Raw genomic sequence first — 22,217 nt, forward strand, 5'->3', positions numbered from 1 at the left:
ATTTTTTAAGCTTGACTAAGGTTGGCCTGTATCAATGCGAACAGGCCCTCGTTGATTTGTTATTTTGGAATGTACGGGCTCCATGGCTCTGCACGAATCGTGGTTGGTGTTTTATAGACCACATCAAACTGACCATCAGCACGAATCTGACCAATCATAACTGGCTTTTGTAAATGATGATTGGTTTCATCCATTTTTAGGGTATATCCAGACGGTGCTGCAAACGTCTGGCCCGCCATGGCTGTACGGACTTTATCCACATCGGTTGAGCCTGCTTTTTCGACTGCCTGTTTCCACATATTAATCCCCACATAGGTGGCTTCCATTGGGTCATTGGTGACCACTTTTGAGGCATTCGGCAGTTTATACTCCACTGCATACTGTTTAAATTTATTGATAAAGTCGGTGTTTTTTGGATTCTTAACCGACATGAAGTAATTCCAAGCCGCTAAGTGACCCACCAGCGGTTTGGTATCGATACCGCGTAACTCTTCTTCACCCACAGAAAATGCCATTACTGGAATATCGGATGCTTTAATGCCTTGGTTACCCAACTCACGATAAAAAGGCACATTGGAGTCACCATTGATGGTTGAAATCACCGCGGTCTTTTTACCCGCAGCAAATTTTTTGATATTTCCCACAATGGTTTGATAGTTGTTATGACCAAACGGCGTGTACTCTTCCATAATGTCGGCATCTGCAACGCCTTTCGATTTCAAAAATGCGCGAAGAATTTTATTGGTCGTACGTGGGTACACATAATCTGTACCCAGCAACACAAAGCGCTGCGCCTTGCCACCCTCTTCACTCATTAAATACTCCACCGCAGGAATCGCTTGCTGGTTCGGTGCAGCGCCCGTGTAGAATATATTTTTAGACTGTTCCTGACCTTCATATTGAACAGGATAAAATAATAAACCGTTGAGTTCCTCCACTACAGGTAAAACAGATTTGCGCGAAACCGATGTCCAGCATCCAAAAATGACCGCTACTTTGTCTTGAGTAATCAACTGACGTGCTTTTTCTGCAAAAAGCGGCCAGTCTGACGCAGGATCAACCACAACTGGCTCAAGCTTTTTACCTAATACGCCACCTTTCGCATTGATCTCATTGATGGTCATCAAGGCTGTGTCTTTAAGCGAAGTTTCTGAAATGGCCATAGTGCCAGATAAGGAATGTAAAATACCGACTTTAATGGTGTCTGAACTTTTGCTGGCTGGTGCAGACGTGGCCTGCGTTTCGGTGGCTGCCGTTTTGTCTGATGATTTTGAGCATCCTGTGAGTGATAATCCCCCCATTACCGCTGCAATACACAATGAAATGGACATCATTCTTTGCTGTAACATGACTTCTTCTCCAATTTGATCATCTTTAAATTAAAATAATTTTTTGCGATGAAATATCATTCAAAGAGCATGCCAAAAAATAATTTTTAAGCTTTATATTTTAAATATTAAATCTTTAATTCAAATAATTTTAATTAAAATCATAATCTTAAATAATAATTATTAGGCTTAAAATAAATTATCTTCTTATTAATTTAATAATAGGGAAATAAAAAAAATAAAATACAAATCTTAGATTATAATGTGTTGTCAAAATTTGTCTCTACGTCATTTTACGTATAAATCTTCCATTTTCGTCATTTGACTGATCAAGAATAGAAAAAGGTTGAGTTCACTTGCAACTGAACTCAACCCTGTTTTTAAAAACCCACCCCAAAATGACACATGCCGAATAAAAAAAGCACCGAAATGATGAAGAGGTGCTCTTGATTTAAAATTTCACATTAAGTGAAACTTGAGCCGTTCGTGGTGCACCTAAAAATAAATAGTCATCGCCCATAAATCCACCTACATCACGCCAGTATTGCTTATTGAACAGATTATCGATGGTCAGTCTGAGTGTAGAGTCATAACCACTGACTTTAAAGGCATAAGCTGCACCAAGATCAAACACACTATAACCACCAACTTTTACAGTTCCAGACTTATTGGCATATTTACTGGCGCTATATTGCATACCCGCCAAGAGTCGTAGACCGTCTATTTGCGCGACATCATAAGACACATGCGTTGCAAAACGCAGTTTGGGTACATTTTGAATTTGATGCCCTTCGTAAGCATCAACTTCACTTCCTTCCCAACGAGACTTCATCAATGCCAAACTTGAGCTCAGTTCAATTTGTGATGAAAGCTTGCCCGTCAATCCGAATTCGATTCCTTGAGAGCGCTGATCATCTTTTTCGATAAATATGAGATTGCCGTCATCAGTAGGTGCAACAAACTGATTATTCTGCTTTAAATCAAAAAGTGCCAAGCTGAGCAAAGCGTTGTTGTACTGCTGTTTGAAGCCCAGCTCATATTGTCGCGACTGAACAGGTGCCAAGACCTGATTGGCATTGCTTGTATACCATGGTGCTGTTCCACCGTCCGCTAAACCTTTCGCATAAGAAAGATAAACTGTTGTATTTTCAAGTGGTCGATAACTTAATGCCATTTGTGGTAAAAATTTTTGAATGTCTGTATGACGATTTTCCGTACCGTCACTGTCATACGCTTTTTCATTTAAATCGATCCATTTTCCACCCAGTAATACTGTCCATTGTGGATCAAGCTCCATTCGATCTGTAAATGCCACAGAAAGCTGCTTACTTTCGAGTGGCTTATATCGATTTCCTAAATCAAATGTAGCGGGCTCAAAATCGGTGGTGTCTTGATAAATATTCCCTGTTCCAACGGGTGTATTAATACCAACATAACGTTTTTGATTTTTTTCTACAGCAGCCAGTTCAAAATTCAAATGATGATGTACAGTTCCCGTTTCAAATTGGCCCTTTAAACTCGATTTGAGTTGTGTGGTCATACGTACATCGTCTGGGCTACGGTAATCGTAAAGATCGTAGTTTCCATCGGCATCAAAGGTATTTTCAATCGGTTTCAAACCTTTATAGGAACCATATGGAAAGGCAATATAATCGTCAATTTTGACATGGCTATAACTCGCACCGATGCTCGCAGCCCAGTCTGAGTTAATTTGATAGCGATACGTCAGGCTGGTGTTCAGCGCAACGTTGGTGACTGGCTTACTCCAGCTTTGATAACCCAGCAATCTGCTCCAAGCCACATCAGTCGGAACTGTTGAGCCGTCGAGTAATTGGTATCCCGGAACTGAACGTTGTTTTTGGCGTTGTGATTCAATATCAAACTGAAGCTGTGATTGATCATCAATCTGCCAATCGAGTGCGAGTGAGCCGAACACACGTTGACCGTTAGCATGCTCGACATAAGGATGAATCTGTTCTTCGGCAAGATTTACGCGATAACCCATGGTTTGCGCTTTGCCTAAAAAGCCACCGACATCTAGCCCGATAGATGTTCCTCCCTCACTGTTGGCACCCACAGTAACTGAACGAATATCCTCTGGACGCTTTGTAACATAATTGACGACGCCACCGGGTGTTGACATGCCACTTTGAATGGCCGAAATACCTTTTAGAATTTCTACTCGATCCTTATTTTCAAGTGCAATGTTTTGTTCACCACGAACCACATAGCCATTGAGCAGATAGCTTGAACCTAAAGCCAGCGCAAAACCACGCGAGACAAAATTCGGATAGTAACCGATTGCAGCATATCCATCTCCCAAAGCAGCATCATTCTTGATCACATCGGTCAGTACTTTGGCTTGCTGATCCTCTAAGCGTGCTGAACTCACGACAGATACAGAAGCTGGAATATCTTTTAACTGCGTTGTACCAAAACCTTCCAGATTAACATTTTGACGCAAATAACCAGAATTTTGCTGATCGGCACTTAACACAATGGTTTCGAGCTGCTTAGATTGAGTTTCGGCAAAACTAAGTGTGCTTAAAGTACCAATACCTGTACCTAAGATCATTTTTAAACAACGAAAAAGAAATGTGGTGGGAAACATCTGGGCGTTTATCATAAATGATCCTGAATACTCAAAACTCAATGTAACTTTGCGTAAGTAAAAATATGTGCAGAGTATATAGGAGTCATATCCAGATCAAACGCATTGTTTGCTTTTTTGTTGAGTAAAATACAGAATTAAAAGCTAAAAATTTGAAAAAAATCAAAAATTGATTTAAACAATAACTTAGTCAGTTTCTATTACACATGTAGTAAATCATTAGGATTAAAAAAATGGCCTCATGGAATATCCACTCCGTTGTAGACGGCTTGCAAAAAGCACGGCACGACTGGCGTGAAAGTCAACATCGCACCAAAGAGATGGGAGATCGCGAACTGCCATCTAAAGAAGTTCTTCGGGTCGTGGTTAATGACTTATGCGGCATTTTATTTCCGATGCGACTTGGACCTGCAGAACTTCGCCAAGAAACCGAAAATTACTATATTGCTTATACGCTTGACCACGTATTAAACGAGCTTTTTATACAAGTACGTATGGCCTTGCATTATGAGGCAAAGCTGCACCCAAATACTGTCGATCCAGACATCGATACATATGCCAAAACCATAGTCCAAGATTTTGCCAGTGCGCTGCCAGATATCCGCCGTTTACTTGATGAAGATGTGCTCGCGGCTTTTGAGGGCGATCCGGCTGCTCACAGTGTTGATGAGGTACTGATTTGTTATCCGGGATTATTGGCGATTATCTATCATCGCCTTTCACATCAGCTGTATAAGCATGTGCCACTGGTGTCTAGAATTATTTCTGAACTGGCGCATTCTGCAACAGGTATCGATATTCATCCGGGTGCCCAAATTGGTAAAGGTTTCTTTATCGATCATGGAACCGGCGTTGTGATTGGAGAAACCTGTATTATTGGTGAGCGTGTGCGTATTTATCAGGCAGTAACACTGGGTGCAAAACGATTTGAGCTTACCGATGATGGTGGCCTGAAAAAAGATTATGCGCGTCATCCGATTGTAGAAGATGAAGTGGTAATTTATGCAGGTGCCACGATTTTAGGCCGAATTATCATTGGTAAAGGATCTACGATTGGCGGAAATGTATGGCTGACGCACAGTGTGCCTGCGGGAAGCCAAATTTTGCAATCGCCATCTGAATCTTGTAAAAAAGTACCTTAAGGTTATTACCCTCATCATAAATCCACTTCAGAGTATCGTTAAAATATTGAGGAAGTGGATTTATATCTTTTTTATTTAATAATTAAATTCTCTATATTTTAATGACGTCGCGTACCAAAACCGACATAAAAATATTTTTTGTTAAACGTGCAGTGCCATGAGCAATAAAATCGTCAGACATCATTTCGATTTGCTGTAAACTTTCATAATAGATTTGCTCATCGAAGGCAATTTGATCTGAACTACTGCTTTCAACTTTTGAAGAAATCCATTCTTGCTCGAGTATCAATTTTAATCTAGCTAAAAAATCTGTTCGTGTTGAAGCATTATTGACGTGATACAGTATTCGTTCTTGCTCATCTGAACTGATCGAAAAAATCATCTCATACACTTTCATTTTTTATTAGACATAGTTTTACAAAATAAAAAAACCTGTAACCGGGAATGCAAAACCATTACAGGGTTCCCACAATGGAAATCAATTTTGTTAAATATATCACATTTTTTAATATTTACACCAATTAATTATCTTTTTTATTTAATTTAAATTTCACAATTTATGTTAAAAATTTAGGCTAGCTTAAGTTATCTCATCTTCTATTTTCACTAAAATAAATAGAAATAAGCACCAAGAATCAATTACTCTTTGTTATCGCATGGATGAATAGAGAAATTGCCTCTTACAATTACTTTGACTAAAATTTGTTGTATGATGTCTTATCTTTAAATTGTTTTGATCTTATGAAATCTTTAAAAATTACCTGCACAGAAAAATACGTGTTACTTGATCAAGCATTCGAGTTCGATTTTCCAGTGGATTATACCGAGTTTGAGCAACTCACTCAGGAGCAGTTTGCGACACAAGTATTCGACCAAGATGTACTCATTATCAGTGATTTAGATATTAATGAAACTATTTTAAAAAATAACCCGAATTTAAAACTGGTGGCATTATGTTCAACCGGATTCAATCATGTCAACATGCCTTTATTACGACAACATGGCATTCAGGTATGTAATATTCGCGGCTATGCAGGCGATGCTGTAGCAGAACATGCATTTACCTTTATGATTTATCTGATTAAAAATTTTGGCCAACAGCTTCAAGGTATATTAGAAGACAAATGGTCGACTGGAGATAGTTCGTTTCATTTGGCTGCTCCAATGCGCGAACTTAAAGGTAAAACGCTCACAATTATTGGCAAAGGTGAAATTGGTTTATCTCTTGCTCAAAAAGCTGAGGCTTTTGGAATGCACGTTCTGTTTAGTGAGCGTAAAGGTGCAACAACGTGTCGTGAAGGCTATGTTTCTTTTGAAACAGCCATTCAAACCGCAGATATTGTGTCTCTACACTGCGAACTCAACCAACAGACTCGTCATTTAATTGATGCCTCTGTATTGAAGATGATGAAACCCAACAGTCTATTGATTAATGTGGGACGTGGTGGTTTGGTCGATGCCAACGCCATTGTTGCAGCGATTGAATCTGGAGAATTGGCGGGCTATGCAGCTGATGTATTGGATCAAGAGCCACCACCAGTCGATCATCCCCTATTAAATTTACATAAGCAGCATGCTAATGTATTGATTACAGGACATATTGCTTGGGGAACCGACGAAGCACAGCAGCGGTTATTTTTAACCATTCAAGACAATATTAATAAAAATATGCAAGGTATTGAGCAAAATCTGGTCTAAGCCATAAGGTCGTGATTGTTCAAATTCAATCACGACCCCAATTTTCATTATTGTTTGAATTTCTTAATACTTTTAGACAAGTGCGCTCGCATCATTTGACGAGCAAGTAACCCATCCTGATCCACAATCGCATTATAAATATTCACGTGGTCATGATGTACAGACTTAAGATAGTCCTCACGATTTTCCGGGCTCTTTTCAATTGAATTGAGTCGAGCACGCGGAATGATTTTTTCACCCAGATACTTTAAAAAATCGACAAAATATTGATTACTTGATGCTTCTGCAATTGCAATATGAAAGTCATAATCTGCCTTGACCGTTCCATCGTTTGCTGTCGACGAAATATGAGATTCAAAATCTTCAAGCGCTGCTTTCATTTTGGCAATATGAATATCTGAACGGCGTTCGGATGCCAAAAATACCGCTTCCGACTCTAAGCTAATTCGAAGCTCAAGTAATGCCACAATGTCATTGATGGTTTCTAGGCTAGCGTTGGACAACAAAAAATTTTGTTCTGCGATCTGTTCTTTTACAAATGTGCCAATTCCATGACGGGTTTCGACATATCCTAACGAGCGAAGTTCTGTGATCGTCTCTCGAATCACGGAGCGACTGACTTCAAATGTCTCGATCAGCTCGAGTTCAGTTGGAATTTTTTCTCCAACTTTAAATTCTCCAGACTGAATTTTTGCAATAAGTTGTTCTACAATAATCTGGCTTAGTTTTTTTGCTGATCTAGGTTTGATTGCGCTAGACATATTTGAAGAACTCATTAAACATTAGAAAATTCGATTATTCATATTACTATAAACTGACAAGTTAGTCATAAGCACATTGAAAAAATTCAGCTTATGGGCAGTTTTGAAAATTAAAAACAGTGTTATAAAAGAGCAGTTCAGCTACAGCTGAACCGCTTTTTCATATTAGATTGCATTTTTTGTGAATTGACCATTAATCAACCGATGGATGTTTAATGGATTAGTATCTTTTAGTGCATCAGGCAGCAAGGCCTGCGGGGTATTTTGGTAGCATACCGGACGCAAAAAGCGATCGATAGCACCTGTACCTACCGAGGTGCCGCGTGCATCACTGGTTGCCGGAAATGGACCACCATGTACCATGGCATCACATACTTCTACACCTGTTGGGTAGCCATTAAATAATACACGGCCAGCTTTACGGGTGAGTGTTTGTAATAGATCCGCAGCCTCTGCCAAATCGCTCTCATCACCAATAATAGTTGCGGTGAGCTGACCAGCTAGAGCATTGAGTCCTTGCAGCAGCTCGGCCTTGGTTTCAACCGAAACAACCACCGACATCGGACCAAATACTTCATGTTGCAACAATGCATGACCTTCTAGTAACAAAGAAGAATCTGCTTTGAACAAATGCGCCTGAGCCTGTGAAGTCATTTCTGGCGCTAAACCAGATGCGATATGTTCAAAACCTGATGCATCAACTAAGTTTTGAATGCCCTGATGATAACTTTTTAAGGTACCCCGATTAAGCATCACTTGTGGAGCAGCACTACGTGTTGAATCAATCAAGGCCTCCACAAATCGATCAAACTCAACACTTTTAATCCCAATAATCAAACCTGGTTTTGTACAAAACTGGCCACATCCCATGTTAAATGAAGCAACTGTATCTTGTGCAATTTTCTCTGCACGTGCTTTAAGCGCATCTGGTAGCACAACTACAGGATTAACGCTCGACATTTCTGCAAAAAATGGAATAGGCTGAGTGCGGTTTTGTGCTAAGCGAAACAATGCCATTCCGCCTTCGAGTGAGCCCGTGAAACCGGCAGCTTGAATCAGAGGATGCTCGACCAAATTGGCACCTACTCGTGCTCCAAAGATCATATTGAATGTGCCACGCGGCATATTACAAATCTCGATTGCTTTTTCGATCGCCTGAGCAACCAGTTCAGCTGTTGCCATGTGACCTGAATGTGCTTTAAATACCACGCTACAGCCTGCGGCAAGCGCTGCAACTGTATCACCACCTGCGGTAGAAAATGCAAGCGGAAAGTTACTGGCACCAAAAACTGCAACCGGCCCCACGCCAACTTTATATTGTCTTAAATCGACACGCGGTAAAGGTTTACGATCTGGTAGCGCGGTATCAATTCGAGCACCCAATACATCTCCACGGCGCAGTAATTCAGCAAATAGTCGAAGTTGCCCTGTTACTCGTGCAGTTTCACCTTGCAAGCGCGCAAGTGGTAAGCCTGTTTCTAGGGCCGCCACTTCTTGAAGCTCAGCACCCAGCCCTTCAATCTGAATGGCAATTTCATCTAAAAATACTGCGCGTTGTTCGTGACTGGTATTTTGGTATGTCAAAAATGCCTGATGTGCGGCTTTTGCTGCAAGATCCACCTCATTCAAACTGGCTTGACTAAATACATAGCCAGTCGGCTGATAATCTGTAGCATTGATACTTTCTAAGCTTGCCGCGTGTTCTGCAACACGTTGACCCTGAATAAACTGTTTACCGATATTCTTGCTCATCATAGTATTTCCTTAAAACTTTGAACTTATTGCGGGCCAAGTGTCGCAATCAATTCTGCTAAATCTTCGTAATCCGCAGGCATCATATCACTGAGCGGCGGACGAACCGGCCCTGCATCATGCCCTACAATTTTCGCCCCTGCTTTGATCATACTTACCGCATAACCAGACTTACGGTTGCGGATTTTGATCAGAGGTAAAAAGAAGTCACGAATCAAACGTTGGGTTGTTTCAAAGTCATCACGGCGTAAAGCGTTGTAAAACTCCATCGCTGTTTTTGGAATAAAGTTAAATACAGCCGATGAATAGACAGGCGAACCTAATGCCTTGTAAGGCGCTGCAAAAACTTCCGCCGTAGGTAAGCCACCCAAATATGACAAACGATCACCAAAGGTTTGTACCACTTCCGTCATCATATCGATTTGGCCCGAACTGTCTTTAAAGCCAATCAGATTTGGACAGGCTTCAACAAGTTGATGTAGAGAATCAACATTGAGTTTAGAAACACTGCGGTTATAAAAAATCACACCAAAATCGACTGCTTGGCAGATCTGTTTCACGTGTTCAATCAAACCTTCTTGGCTTGCTTCGGTTAAGTAGTGCGGCATCAGCAAAATACCGTGGGCACCTAAACGCTCTGCTTCTTGGGCTTGAGCAATTGCTTGACGTGTTGGACCACCTGCACCTGCAATGATTGGAACACTGCCCTTGCACGCATCGACTGCCGTTTTAATAACATCCGAATATTCAGAACCGGTTAATGAAAAATATTCACCCGTACCACCCGCTGCAAATAAAGCACTTGCACCATAAGGCGCTAACCATTCAAGACGTTTTTGATAAGACGCCGCATTAAATTCCCCATGCTGGTCAAAGTCAGTAACCGGAAAAGACAATAAACCGTCAGAAACAATTTTTTTTAACTCAAGAGCGTCCATTAACGCATATCCTTTTGAACTTATGTTGTCAGACATCTTACATCATATCTTTTTTCAGTTTCAATTCTTTTTTATTTTTTTTTGCTAAATTTAATTCAATTAAAACGGCCGCTCGTGTGAGCGGCCGTTTTGAATCATTCAAAAACTCTAAATTAACGAACCAAACATGGCTTTTTATTATTGAATGTCCAGTTCGGGATCATATATTGCATGGCTTCAGCATCATTGCGAGCGCCTAAGCCTTTGGCTTTATAAAGCTCATGTGCTTTGTAGATATTATCCCAATCGAGTTCTACACCAAGTCCGGGAGCTGTGGAAACCTGAATTTTGCCGTTCTTAATCTCCAGTGGTGACTTGGTAAGATGGTCAATACCTTCTTGCCAAATCCAGTGTGTGTCAATCGCTGTAACGTTGCCCACAGCGGCTGCAGCAACATGTGTAAACATCGCCAGCGAAATATCGAAGTGATTATTTGAATGTGATCCCCATGTGAGGTTATACATCTTGCATAACTGCGATACGCGAACAGATCCTTCTAGCGTCCAGAAATGTGGATCGGCTAAAGGGATATCCACTGCCTGAAGCTGAATACTATGCGACATTTCCCGCCAGTCAGTTGCAATCATATTGGTTGCGGTAGGCAAGCCTGTAGCACGTTTGAATTCCGCCATAATTTCACGGCTTGAGTAACCTTGTTCAGCCCCGCATGGATCTTCGGCATAAGCCAGCACATGCTTTAAATGTTTACCCACTGCAATCGCTTCATCTAAAAACCACGCACCATTTGGATCAAGCGTGACACGTGCTTCAGGAAAGCGATGCGCAATTGCGGTTACCGCTTCTGCTTCTTGTTCGGCATGTAAGACACCACCTTTTAGTTTAAAATCTTTAAAGCCATAACGTTCATAAGAAGCTTCGGCCAATCGTTGAATGGCACTTGGTGTGAGCGCTTTTTCATGGCGAACCTGATACCAATCAAATTCAGTCTTTGCAGTTGAGCCGAGATAATCCAATTGAGTTTGTTGACGGTCACCAATAAAAAATAAATAACCCAATACTTCAACTTCAGTACGTTGCTGCCCATCGCCTAACAAACTGGCGACATTGACATTTAAATGCTGGCCCAATAAATCGAGTAAAGCGGATTCATAAGCCGTGACAACATGAATGGTTGTACGCAAATCAAAAGTCTGGTTCCCACGCCCACTACGATCACGGTCGGCAAAAGTCTCTTGAATTTTTTTTAGCAGATTTTTGTATTCACCGATAGGCTGACCTTCAATTAACGCTTTCGCATCATTTAAGGTATTTAAGATTTTTTCACCTCCTGGAATTTCGCCAACACCGATATTTCCTGAGTTATCCTCTATAACCAATAGATTACGCGTGAAATACGGGCCATGTGCGCCACTTAAATTAAGTAACATGCTGTCATGCCCTGCTACCGGAATTGCACGAACCGATTTTACTATAGGTGTTGAAGTCGCCATCTTGATACTCCTTGGCTAGGGTTACTTTTTCTTTTTTAAACGCTATAAGACATCAGACAACTTGTCAATTCATGTACTCAAAAATAATTTTCTTAGATAGCTTGTCAAATTAAAATAAATAGTCGTATGATGTCTTATATCTAAATCATCAAGTTTAGAACTGGACTATAGAATATCGAAATATTTTTTGATTTATTCTATGCACGAATATGACATGACGTCACCTGTTTCATGGACCAGCAAACAGGTTGATTATTAGAAGAGTTTGTATATGGATAACTTGCAAACAAACATCGCCGTGATCAGTAAAAATCGGGTTTCTCACACCAAAACCCGTTATTACATTCTGGCCATGATTTTTTTAGTCACAGCACTTAATTACGGAGATAGAGCAACCATTTCAATGGCTGCATCTCCAATGTCCCAAGAATTGGGACTTACATCGGTCACTATGGGCTACATATTTTCTGCATTTGGCTGGGCGTATGTCATCGGACAAATCCCCGGAGGATGGCTTCTCGATAAATTCGGAGCACGTAAAGTATATTTCTGGAGTATTTTACTCTGGTCGATCTTTACAGTCATGCTTGGTTTTGTCGATATTTTTGGCTCCATTCCCTTAATTGTTGCATCACTTTTTATTTTGCGGTTTATGGTCGGTTTGTCTGAAAGCCCAGCCTTTCCTGGAAATAGTCAAATTGTAGCTGCTTGGTTTCCAACCAAAGAACGCGGTACTGCGGCCGCTATTTTTAACTCTGCTCAATACTTTGCCACCGTGATCTTTGCACCGTTTATGGGCTGGTTAGTTACGCACATTCACTGGCAATCTGTTTTCTGGATCATGGGTGGAATCGGGATTGTGATTGCATTTATTTGGCTAAAGGTTATTTATAGCCCAGAAAAGCATCCTCGTTTAAATTCTGCTGAGTTTAAATATCTTCAAGATCATGGTGCCATCACCAATATGGGCGAAAATCAGCTTAAAAAGGTCGATGAAAACAATAAAATGAGCTGGTCTAATATCCGTAAACTACTGGCATCTCGGATGTTACTGGGTATTTTTATTGCACAGTATTGTATTACCTGCCTCACCTATTTCTTTTTAACCTGGTTTCCTGTGTATTTGGTCAAAGAACGTCACATGACAATTTTACAAGCAGGTTTTGCGGCTGTTTTGCCAGCGCTCTGTGGTTTTATTGGAGGAATTTTAGGTGGCATTATTTCCGACAAACTGATCCGTATGAATAAATCACTCACTTTTGCACGTAAGTTCCCTATTGTGCTCGGTATGTTACTGTCTACCAGTATTGTGGTGTGTAATTTTGTAGAGTCTCAAACGGCGATTGTATTTTTCATGTCACTGGCATTTTTTGGCAAAGGCTTTGGCGCACTTGGCTGGGCTGTCATGTCGGATGTTGCACCTAAAGAGATGATTGGATTATCAGGTGGCTTATTCAATACTTTTGGAAATACTGCTGGCATCATCATTCCGATTGCAATCGGCTACATCTTAGCAGCGACAGGTTCTTTTAATGGTGCTCTGATTTTTGTTGGCGTTCACGCTGTGATTGCCATGTTCTGCTATTTATTTGTGGTTGGGAAGATTCAACGCTTTCAACTGAAAACATCCATATAAGTAATCTCGATTAGCCGATGCCAAATATATTTGGCATACGGCCTTAATTAAATTAACAAGGAAGACGCATGCAAAAGCCATTACTGATCAAAATTAATCCGCTGGACAATGTTGCCATTGTGGTCAACGATGGCGGCCTTGCACAAGGAACTGTGATTGAGGCATATGATCTATGTTTAATCGAATATATTCCACAAGGCCATAAAGTACTGCTTGAAGACTTAAAAAACGGCGCATCCATCATTCGCTATGGTGAAGTCATTGGTTATGTTAATTGCGATTTAAACGCGGGAGCATGGGTGAATGAAGCGGTCACGCGCATGCCAACGCCCCCTGATTTAGGTGAGCTTGAGTTAGCCACCCGTCCGGCACCTCAAATGGAACCTTTGACTGGCTATACCTTTAAAGGTTACATAAATAAAGATGGTTCAGTCGGTACAAAAAACCTTTTAGCAATTACCACCAGCGTGAATTGCGTAGAAGGAATTGTCGATCATGTGGTGAAAATTATAGAACGTGAGCTATTGGCAGAATATCCAAATGTAGACGGCGTAGTTGGTTTAAATCATTTGTATGGCTGTGGTGTTGCTATTGATGCACCTGCCGCGATTGTACCAATCCGTACTATTCATAATCTGGCATTGAATCCTAATTTTGGTGGAGAAGTCATGGTCGTGAGTTTAGGCTGTGAAAAAATGCAACCCGAACGCTTACTTTCACTCCCAACAGAAAATAAACGTATTCCGCTTGAAGATGAAGACATCATCCAGCTTCAAGATGAACAGCATCACGGCTTTCAAAGTATGGTCGATCATATTTTGGCGGTTGCAAAGATTCATTTAGAAAAGCTCAACCAGCGCCAGCGGAAAGTTGTTTCGGCATCACATTTAGTTGTCGGTATGCAGTGCGGTGGTAGCGATGCCTTTTCTGGCGTGACGTCAAATCCGGCTGTTGGTTTTGCTTCAGATTTGATTATCCGCTGCGGCGGTACAGTCATGTTTTCAGAAGTGACCGAAGTTCGTGATGGTATCCATTTACTTACTCCACGCGCAGAAAACGAACAAGTCGCGAAAGATTTAATTCGTGAAATGCAGTGGTACGATGATTATTTGGCCGCAGGCAAAGTTGATCGAAGTGCCAATACCACGCCTGGCAATAAGAAAGGCGGTTTAAATAATATTGTTGAAAAAGCCATGGGATCAATTGCCAAGTCAGGCCGCTCTGCGATTGTTGAGGTGTTGTCACCGGGTCAAAAACCCACTAAAAAAGGGCTGATCTTTGCCGCTACACCATCGAGTGACTTTATTTGCGGCACACAACAAATGGCTTCGGGTATTACAGTACAAGTGTTTACTACAGGCCGCGGGACACCTTATGGATTGGCAGCGGTGCCTGTCATCAAGATGGCCAGCCGCAATACCATTGCCAATCGCTGGTATGATCTCATCGATATTAGTGCGGGCGATATTGCGATTGGTAAAAAAACCATTGAAGAAGTGGGTTGGGAACTATTTGAACTGATTTTGAAAGTCGCGAGTGGCGAACAGCAAACATGGTCGGATAAATGGGGAATTCACAATTCGCTGGCCGTGTTTAATCCTGCACCAGTTACCTAAGGCATATAAAAAAAGATGAATTCTGTGTATTCATCTTTTTTATTTCAATATTTGATTGCGATACATTTCACTCATTTTCTAGATCGCTGCTAAACTAAACACTGAAACTTGTTGCCACTTTGATCTTATGCAAAATCTCTCCACTCCTGCTTCGTCGTCTGACAATATCGGAAAGGCCCTGCTGTGTCTAATGACATCCGCCTTACTTTTTTCGATTATGGGAGTGTGTATCCGATTTGCATCACAAAGTGTCGACAACGCAACGATCGTATTTTTTCGAAACGCGGTGGGTCTATTCATTTTTATTCCCATGTTAATTAAAAATGGATTTGGACTCATTCGAACGCAAAAATTATGGATGCATACGTGGCGAAGTGTGGTGGGATTGGCCGCGATGTATGGTTTCTTTTATGCGATTGCCAATCTAAAGCTCTCCAATGCGATGGTGTTTAGTTACTCTTCACCTATTTTCATTCCACTGATTGCATGGTTATTTCTCAAAGAACAAATCACCAAATCTATGATTTTTGCTGCCGTATTGGGTTTAGTGGGTGTCATGTTTGTTGCTAAACCTGATCAAGGCTTATTTAATCTGATTTCTTTTATCGGCCTTGGGGCCTGCTTTTTATCTGCGATGGCTTTTGTGACTGTCCGTGCGCTGACCAGCACCGAATCTCCAGAACGCATCGTATTTTATTTCTGTATGTTTGGTACGCTGATTTCATCAATCCCGATGTTTTGGCACTGGCGAATGTTCACCCTACACGAACTGGCTTTACTTATTACAGCTGGGCTACTGGCTAATATTAGTCAATTATTTATGTCTTATGCCTACAGCTTAGCACCGGCTGGTAAAATCGGCCCGATGAACTATATCGCGATTGTGTTTGCAGGTGTATGGGGCTATGTTTTTTGGCGAGAGCTTCCCGACCTGTTTACACTGATCGGGATTGCCATTATTTTGATTGCAATCTTGATGTGCAACCCATTTGCACAACAAAAAGTGATGCGGTTATTTCGATTAAATCGTTAAAGGTTTATCTATCTTGTAAGAATAAACAACTCATCTTGAAGTAATTTGTACTCAAAAAAGATTTAATTACGATGTTAATCAAGTAATACTTTGTATTTTTTATTAAAAAACAAATTATTAAAGCTAATTTTTTTTAAGGCTTTGAGAATTCGACATTTTTAGTATAGTCTAGGCCTATTGATTTCCAAAAGAGATCACTTGGGTGTTGATGAGTTATGGTCGGCTGCTCGGTTTTTTTGCAGTCTTCTTACAAATCGCTGTGTTTTTACAGCCACTATTACCAGAGAAATACCAAGTTTCTCCGGTCTGTGAAACTATTGCCCAAGCACTACAGATTGGTGATTTTGCGACCAAATCAGTTGCACACTCTGAAATGTCCAATCACATGCATTCGCATCATGCTACAGCGCATCATTTAGCTGAACAGAAAATAAAAACTGATACATCACATCATCATCACGACATGAATCATCAATGTCAGTATTGCGTGGTCTATGGTCATGTTGTGCCTCTTCTTGATGTAGATTTAAGTGAAATCTTGGTTCGTATTCAGGTTCGATATCTCGCCTTTAAACGTACTTTTTTTCACGTTTTCTTTGTACTTCAGCAGCTCTTTCTTATTCCTCAAGGACGCGCTCCACCGCTCTCTCTCGCCATTTAAATTTTTTATCTTAATTTTTAAATTGAATGAGTTGTAGAGACGAATCATTATGTTTTGCTTAAAAAATAGCCTATACTGGTTAGATATAAACTCGCCTGCAAAATTGCACGAGCAACATCATCCGTTGTATGAGGTGCTCTCATGACATTAGGATTAACCGCATTAGAATTAGCGCGGATTCAATTTGCGTTCACAGTATCTTTTCACATTATATTTCCAGCAATTTCAATTGGTTTAGCAAGTTTTCTTGCTGTGCTTGAATGGCGCTGGTTGCGTACTCAAAACCCGGTTTATCAAGACTTATTTAAGTTTTGGGTTAAGATTTTTGCTGTCGCTTTTGGTATGGGTGTCGTCTCTGGCGTTGTGATGAGCTATCAGTTTGGAACCAACTGGAGCGAGTTTTCTCGCTTTGCCGGAGGTGTCACAGGCCCATTACTCAGCTATGAAGTATTAAGTGCATTTTTCCTTGAAGCCGGCTTTTTAGGGATTATGCTGTTTGGCTGGGGCCGTGTGGGCAAAAATGCACACTTCTTCGCAACCTTAATGGTGGCGATTGGTACCTGTATTTCCATGTTCTGGATTTTATCGTCCAACAGCTGGATGCAAACACCACAAGGCTATAGCATTGAAAATGGCATTATCGTGCCACAAGATTGGGTTGCGATTATCTTCAATCCATCTTTCCCTTACCGACTGGCTCACATGGCGATTGCTGCATTTATGGTGTCATCACTTTTGGTGGCAGCAACTGCAGCATGGCATTTGCTCAAGGGGCGTCGTGATGCATTGGTTAAAAAGTCATTTTCCATGGCACTCTGGCTCATTTTGGTTTTGGCACCATTACAAGTATTTGTAGGTGATGCACATGGTCTCAATACTTTAGAGCATCAACCTGCAAAACTCGCTGCAATGGAAGGTCATTGGGAAACCAATCACGACCATGCCATGCCGTTGTATCTGTTCGGGATTCCAGATATGCAAGAAGAGCGAACCAAATATGCGATCGCGATTCCGCATTTGGGTAGTTTAATTTTAACGCACTCGATGGACGGAACAGTTAAAGGCCTTAAAGACTTTGCTCCGGAAGATCGCCCAAACTCCACCATCGTGTTTTGGAGCTTTCGAATTATGGTCGGGCTTGGCATGTTGATGGTACTGTTGGCGTTGGCAGGTCTATGGCTCAGACGTTCAGACCGGCTTTATGAAAACAAATGGTTTCAGCGTTTTGCTTTGGTGATGGGGCCATCTGGATTTATTGCCTTGCTTGCAGGCTGGTTTACCACCGAAGTTGGTCGTCAGCCTTGGGTGGTTTATGGCGTGATGCGCACTAAAGATGCAATCTCTCCTGTCTCTGCCGAACAAGTTGGTCTCACCTTGATCATTTTTGTACTGGTGTACTTTGTTGTCTTTGGAATCGGTATTTATTACATGCTAAAACTGATTAATAAAGGGCCACAATTTATTCATAGCACGCCACAAGAAGCAGGCGGCGTTGGTCGATTCAAAACCCCAATGCGACCGTTGAGTGCAGCTGATGAAGAGCTGGATGATGAGGACAAAGGAGCAACATCATGATTGATTTATCTTTAATCTGGGTCGTGATTATTGCTGTTGGCGTGTTTATCTATGTAGTGCTAGACGGGTTCGACTTGGGAATTGGAATTTTATTTCCATTTATTCAAGATCAGCAAGAACGCGACGTGATGATGAATACCGTGGCACCCGTGTGGGATGGTAATGAAACCTGGATGGTGCTTGGCGGTGCAGGCTTGTTTGCAGCGTTTCCCATTGTCTATTCTGCTGTTTTATCTGCGCTTTACTTACCTATTTTGCTGATGGTAATTGCACTGATTTTTCGTGGCGTAGCATTTGAGTTTCGCTTCAAGGCCAATCGTACCAAACACTTGTGGGACAAAGCATTTATTGGTGGCTCTGTTCTTTCGAGCTTCTTACAAGGCGTATTGCTAGGCGCTTACATCCAAGGCATACATATTGTGGATGGTCGCTACGCTGGTGGCGGTCTGGACTGGCTGACACCTTTTTCTCTTTTCACGGGTGTGGGCGTGGTTGTCCTTTACGCCGCGCTTGGGTGTGGCTGGTTGATCATGAAAACTGATCATCGTTTACAAGAAGATATGTTTAAGATTATGCCAAAGCTGATACTCGCATTGCTGTTTATTTTTGCGTGTGTGAGTTTGTATACACCTCTGTCTCAGCCACAAATCGCAGCGCGATGGTTTAGCTTACCTCAACTCTTGTATTTTAGTCCTGTTCCTATTTTGGTCGTGATATGTAGTGTGCTTGCACTTCGTGCATGTACCAAGAAACAGGAATCGGCTCCCTTTTTATATATTCTGGCTCTGCTGTTCTTGGCCTATAGCGGATTTTTAATCAGTATTTTTCCGTATATAATTCCACCATCAGTGACCATTTGGGACGCTGCTGCTCCGGCAAATAGTCAATTGTTTGCCTTAATTGGTGCACTGATTTTGATTCCGATCATTATCACCTACACCATCATGGCGTACTGGGTTTTTCGAGACAAAGTACGCGTAGGTGATGAAGGGTATCACTAGGAGCGAATAGGTATGAAATTATCGAAATTTCAATGGTTCGTGGTTTTATGGCTGGGCGGATTCTTTGGGTTATTGCTGATTGCAATGGCCTTTCGACTCTTATTACAGCTCGCCTATTAATAAGAAAGGATGCTTAACGTGAATTCTATGCAATATGGATCGCAACAGACACAGTCGATGTTGCTGCACATGGATAACCACTTTTTAGGGCAGGAAATTATTCAGGTTCGTAAGAAAATGAATATTTCTCAGACCCAACTGGCCACGATGCTGGGTATTTCAGTCAGAACGCTTGAAAGCTGGGAACGCGGGGTAAGACATCCCTCTAGTTCAGCCAAAGCATTAATTCGCTTGCTGATTAAATCTCCACATTTTGTGCTTAAAAATTTGGCCTAACCTATTTAAGCGAAGTCATGTTGATGACATGGCCTCGCTAACTCACATCTCTGACGAGTCCTAATACGAATCAGTCAGCATTGAACTCAATATTTCGGAGTGAATCCCAGAAGATTTTTAAATAATCATCTTTTCGAATTTTATTTTTAAAAATAAAAATTTGCTGTTTGATAATATATTCACGTGCATTAATAATTTTCAATTTCTTCTTAAGTAAATCTTCTTCAATGGTAATTTTAGGTAACCATGCAATTCCTGCACCCTGTAAAACAAAATCCTTCAAATTATTTGCATGATCGGTTTCATATAAAATTCGATATTCAAGTTTGTTTGAAATTACCTGATCAACCAGATTTCTTAAATATGCGTTCTTACTATACGAAAGAAGCGGAAAGCGATGATTTATATCATATTTTGCATTACCATCTTCATCAATCAATGTCACAGGAACAATTTCTGTATCACCAAGTTTTAAATGGGTCAGTACATCACTATTAATGGCTTTAAGCTTAGTTTCGTCTGAATAGCAAATTAAAAAATCACAAGCACCTTCTTTTAATAGTTTAAATCCTTCCCCCACATTTGCAGCCACCAATTCAATTTTAAAATCTTTAATATAATCTGGAAATAATCTTAAAAACTTTGAAAAGAAAGTAGAACTTAATGAATGCACCACCGCAAACTTAATCGTCACTTCATTGCTTCGATTTAAGTTATTGAGCAAAGCCAAGGTTGCATTAAGTTGCTGTTCGATGCTTTTGGCCGTTGCCAGCAAAATCTGTCCAGCATCTGTAAACTCCATGTATCTCGAATTGCGCTCAAGAATTGCATAACCTAATGCTTGTTCGAGTTGTTGGATACGTCGGGTAAATGCAGACTGACTGACAAACCGACGTTCTGCTGCTTTTGAAAATGAACGTTCTTGTTCCAAGGTGAGTAGATCTTCAATCCAGCGAATTTCAAGACTCATTGCTTCATGTCATATGATGTTTGGCGCATTATAATCATGCTATGCAAAAATTGCATACTAAAATTAATCTATGCATTAGAAATTATGCATACCCAAATCTATGATGAATTATCTTGTTTAGATAGCGATACTAGAATGAACGCTGAAATTCAAACTCGTACTGAAAAGGATTTACTTGGTCTGCGTGAAGTACCAAACCAGTTTTATTTCGGAATCCAGACACTACGAGCAATTGAAAACTTCAATTTAAGCTCAAATAAAATTAACCAATACCCGAATTTGATCAAATCTTTGGCTATGGTCAAGCATGCCTGTGCCGAAGCAAACCATACACTGGGTAAATTGAGCGATCAAAAACTAAACGCCATCAAATACAGCTGCGATCAGTTGATTCATGGTGCTTACCATGAACAGTTCCCTATCGACCTTATTCAAGGTGGTGCAGGTACTTCAACCAACATGAACGCCAACGAAGTGATTGCAAACATTGGTCTTGAGCATTTGGGTTACAAAAAAGGTGAATATAAACACCTGCACCCAAATAACGACGTCAATATGTCGCAATCGACCAACGATGTTTATCCAACTGCAATTCGCTTAGGTCTATTGTTCAGTTTAGATGAAATGTACACCCCGTTTGCAAACCTGATTGCAAGCTTGCGTCAAAAAGGCGACGAATTTTCACATATCTTGAAAATGGGCCGTACTCAATTACAAGACGCTGTGCCAATGACCCTTGGTCAAGAGTTTAACGGATTTGCGACAACGCTTGAAAAAGATTTGGTTAAGCTCAAAGAAATTGCACCGAGCACTTTAAATTACATGAATTTAGGTGGTACCGCGATTGGTACAGGTATCAATACTGAGCAAAAATATACAGAGCTAGCAATTGAAGCACTTGCTCAGATTAGCCAGAAAAACATTAAATCTGCTCCAGATTTAATTGAAGCAACCTCCGATATGGGCGACTTCGTTTTACTTTCTGGTTTGCTTAAACGTACTGCGACTAAATTGTCTAAGATTGCAAACGACTTACGTTTACTTTCAAGTGGCCCACGCACTGGTATCAACGAAATCAATCTTGAACCACGCCAGCCAGGCAGTTCAATTATGCCAGGTAAAGTAAACCCAGTGATTCCTGAAGCACTTAACCTTGTATGCTTCCAAGTAATCGCAAACGACTTGGCTGTAACTTTGGCTGCAGAAGCAGGTCAATTGCAATTAAATGCTTTTGAACCATTGATTGCATACAAGTTATTTGAATCAATTGAGTTGCTATCGAATGCGTTGGTGATGTTCCAAACCAAATGTGTAGATACCGTAACAGCGAATCAAGAACACTGTAAAGCTTTGGTAGATAACTCTATCGGGATTGTGACTGCATTGAACCCGTACTTGGGTTATGAAACCACGACCCGTATTGCTAAAACAGCCAATGAAAGCGGATTGAGTGTTTTAAGCCTGATTAAAGCAGAAAATTTGTTATCTGATGATCAATTGGCCGAAATTCTTGCCATTGATAACATGGTACAACCTAAAGCTGAAACAGCTTAATCTTTCAAATAAAAAAAGGAGCGTATATCGCTCCTTTTTTTTGCACTTATTTTTC

At 40.8% G+C, this 22,217-nt stretch carries 18 protein-coding genes; 10 read left to right on the forward strand and 8 right to left on the reverse strand.

Features of this window, described 5'->3' with window-relative positions; translation table 11 throughout:
- Window positions 1–59 precede the first annotated feature (59 nt).
- Window positions 60–1,349, reverse strand: coding sequence for an urea ABC transporter substrate-binding protein (urtA, locus tag KCV09_RS04595; RefSeq protein WP_104125017.1), 1,290 nt, complete (start codon window positions 1,347–1,349; stop codon window positions 60–62).
- 430 nt (window positions 1,350–1,779) lie between these two features.
- Window positions 1,780–3,954, reverse strand: coding sequence for a TonB-dependent siderophore receptor (locus KCV09_RS04600; protein WP_212515610.1), 2,175 nt, complete (start codon window positions 3,952–3,954; stop codon window positions 1,780–1,782).
- Window positions 3,955–4,172: 218 nt separating this feature from the next.
- On the opposite strand from KCV09_RS04600, the gene epsC reads away from it, so the two are divergent.
- Entirely contained in the window at window positions 4,173–5,081 is a 909-nt protein-coding gene (gene epsC, locus KCV09_RS04605; protein ID WP_151965762.1) for a serine O-acetyltransferase EpsC, read from the forward strand.
- A gap of 91 nt (window positions 5,082–5,172) precedes the next feature.
- Here epsC and KCV09_RS04610 read toward each other — a convergent pair whose 3' ends face one another.
- Window positions 5,173–5,463, reverse strand: a complete 291-nt coding sequence (locus KCV09_RS04610; RefSeq protein WP_228154097.1) for a hypothetical protein — start codon at window positions 5,461–5,463, stop codon at window positions 5,173–5,175.
- 359 nt (window positions 5,464–5,822) lie between these two features.
- Here KCV09_RS04610 and KCV09_RS04615 point away from each other — a divergent pair, with 359 nt between their 5' ends.
- Window positions 5,823–6,779 (forward strand): NAD(P)-dependent oxidoreductase, encoded by a 957-nt coding sequence (locus KCV09_RS04615; RefSeq protein WP_212515611.1) that lies wholly within the window; start codon window positions 5,823–5,825, stop codon window positions 6,777–6,779.
- 47 nt (window positions 6,780–6,826) lie between these two features.
- Here KCV09_RS04615 and KCV09_RS04620 read toward each other — a convergent pair whose 3' ends face one another.
- The 4 genes from KCV09_RS04620 to gudD all read right to left on the reverse strand — a co-directional run bounded on the left by KCV09_RS04620 (window position 6,827) and on the right by gudD (window position 11,720).
- Window positions 6,827–7,540 (reverse strand): FadR/GntR family transcriptional regulator, encoded by a 714-nt coding sequence (locus KCV09_RS04620; protein WP_025094619.1) that lies wholly within the window; start codon window positions 7,538–7,540, stop codon window positions 6,827–6,829.
- 165 nt (window positions 7,541–7,705) lie between these two features.
- Complete coding sequence (locus tag KCV09_RS04625; RefSeq protein ID WP_212515750.1) at window positions 7,706–9,292, reverse strand: aldehyde dehydrogenase (NADP(+)); 1,587 nt, start codon at window positions 9,290–9,292, stop codon at window positions 7,706–7,708.
- A gap of 26 nt (window positions 9,293–9,318) precedes the next feature.
- Complete coding sequence (gene kdgD, locus KCV09_RS04630; RefSeq protein WP_151816250.1) at window positions 9,319–10,230, reverse strand: 5-dehydro-4-deoxyglucarate dehydratase; 912 nt, start codon at window positions 10,228–10,230, stop codon at window positions 9,319–9,321.
- 152 nt (window positions 10,231–10,382) lie between these two features.
- Entirely contained in the window at window positions 10,383–11,720 is a 1,338-nt protein-coding gene (gudD, locus tag KCV09_RS04635; RefSeq protein WP_151815825.1) for a glucarate dehydratase, read from the reverse strand.
- A 271-nt stretch (window positions 11,721–11,991) separates the two neighbouring features.
- Here gudD and KCV09_RS04640 point away from each other — a divergent pair, with 271 nt between their 5' ends.
- From KCV09_RS04640 to KCV09_RS04670, 7 genes are all read left to right on the forward strand, one after another.
- Window positions 11,992–13,356: an MFS transporter gene (locus KCV09_RS04640; protein WP_119690508.1), complete on the forward strand. Its 1,365-nt coding sequence runs from the start codon at window positions 11,992–11,994 to the stop codon at window positions 13,354–13,356.
- 68 nt (window positions 13,357–13,424) lie between these two features.
- Entirely contained in the window at window positions 13,425–14,972 is a 1,548-nt protein-coding gene (garD, locus tag KCV09_RS04645; RefSeq protein WP_119690509.1) for a galactarate dehydratase, read from the forward strand.
- 127 nt (window positions 14,973–15,099) lie between these two features.
- Window positions 15,100–16,005, forward strand: coding sequence for a DMT family transporter (locus KCV09_RS04650; protein ID WP_025094623.1), 906 nt, complete (start codon window positions 15,100–15,102; stop codon window positions 16,003–16,005).
- Window positions 16,006–16,213: 208 nt separating this feature from the next.
- Window positions 16,214–16,666, forward strand: coding sequence for a DUF2946 domain-containing protein (locus KCV09_RS04655; protein ID WP_151815824.1), 453 nt, complete (start codon window positions 16,214–16,216; stop codon window positions 16,664–16,666).
- A 141-nt stretch (window positions 16,667–16,807) separates the two neighbouring features.
- Window positions 16,808–18,241 (forward strand): cytochrome ubiquinol oxidase subunit I, encoded by a 1,434-nt coding sequence (locus KCV09_RS04660; protein ID WP_055415850.1) that lies wholly within the window; start codon window positions 16,808–16,810, stop codon window positions 18,239–18,241.
- Window positions 18,238–19,242, forward strand: a complete 1,005-nt coding sequence (cydB, locus tag KCV09_RS04665) for a cytochrome d ubiquinol oxidase subunit II (RefSeq protein ID WP_212515612.1) — start codon at window positions 18,238–18,240, stop codon at window positions 19,240–19,242. The genes KCV09_RS04660 and cydB overlap by 4 nt, the downstream gene beginning before the upstream one ends.
- Window positions 19,243–19,419: 177 nt before the next feature.
- Window positions 19,420–19,638, forward strand: a complete 219-nt coding sequence (locus tag KCV09_RS04670) for a helix-turn-helix domain-containing protein (RefSeq protein WP_119690511.1) — start codon at window positions 19,420–19,422, stop codon at window positions 19,636–19,638.
- Window positions 19,639–19,708: 70 nt separating this feature from the next.
- Here the strand turns inward: KCV09_RS04670 and KCV09_RS04675 are convergent, their stop codons facing one another.
- Window positions 19,709–20,608: a LysR substrate-binding domain-containing protein gene (locus KCV09_RS04675; RefSeq protein WP_004937705.1), complete on the reverse strand. Its 900-nt coding sequence runs from the start codon at window positions 20,606–20,608 to the stop codon at window positions 19,709–19,711.
- A gap of 135 nt (window positions 20,609–20,743) precedes the next feature.
- Between KCV09_RS04675 and KCV09_RS04680 the strand changes: the two genes are divergently transcribed.
- Window positions 20,744–22,162: an aspartate ammonia-lyase gene (locus tag KCV09_RS04680; RefSeq protein ID WP_025096067.1), complete on the forward strand. Its 1,419-nt coding sequence runs from the start codon at window positions 20,744–20,746 to the stop codon at window positions 22,160–22,162.
- Window positions 22,163–22,217: the final 55 nt, after the last annotated feature.

This window comes from Acinetobacter soli, from assembly GCF_018139125.1.
Lineage (GTDB): Bacteria > Pseudomonadota > Gammaproteobacteria > Pseudomonadales > Moraxellaceae > Acinetobacter > Acinetobacter soli.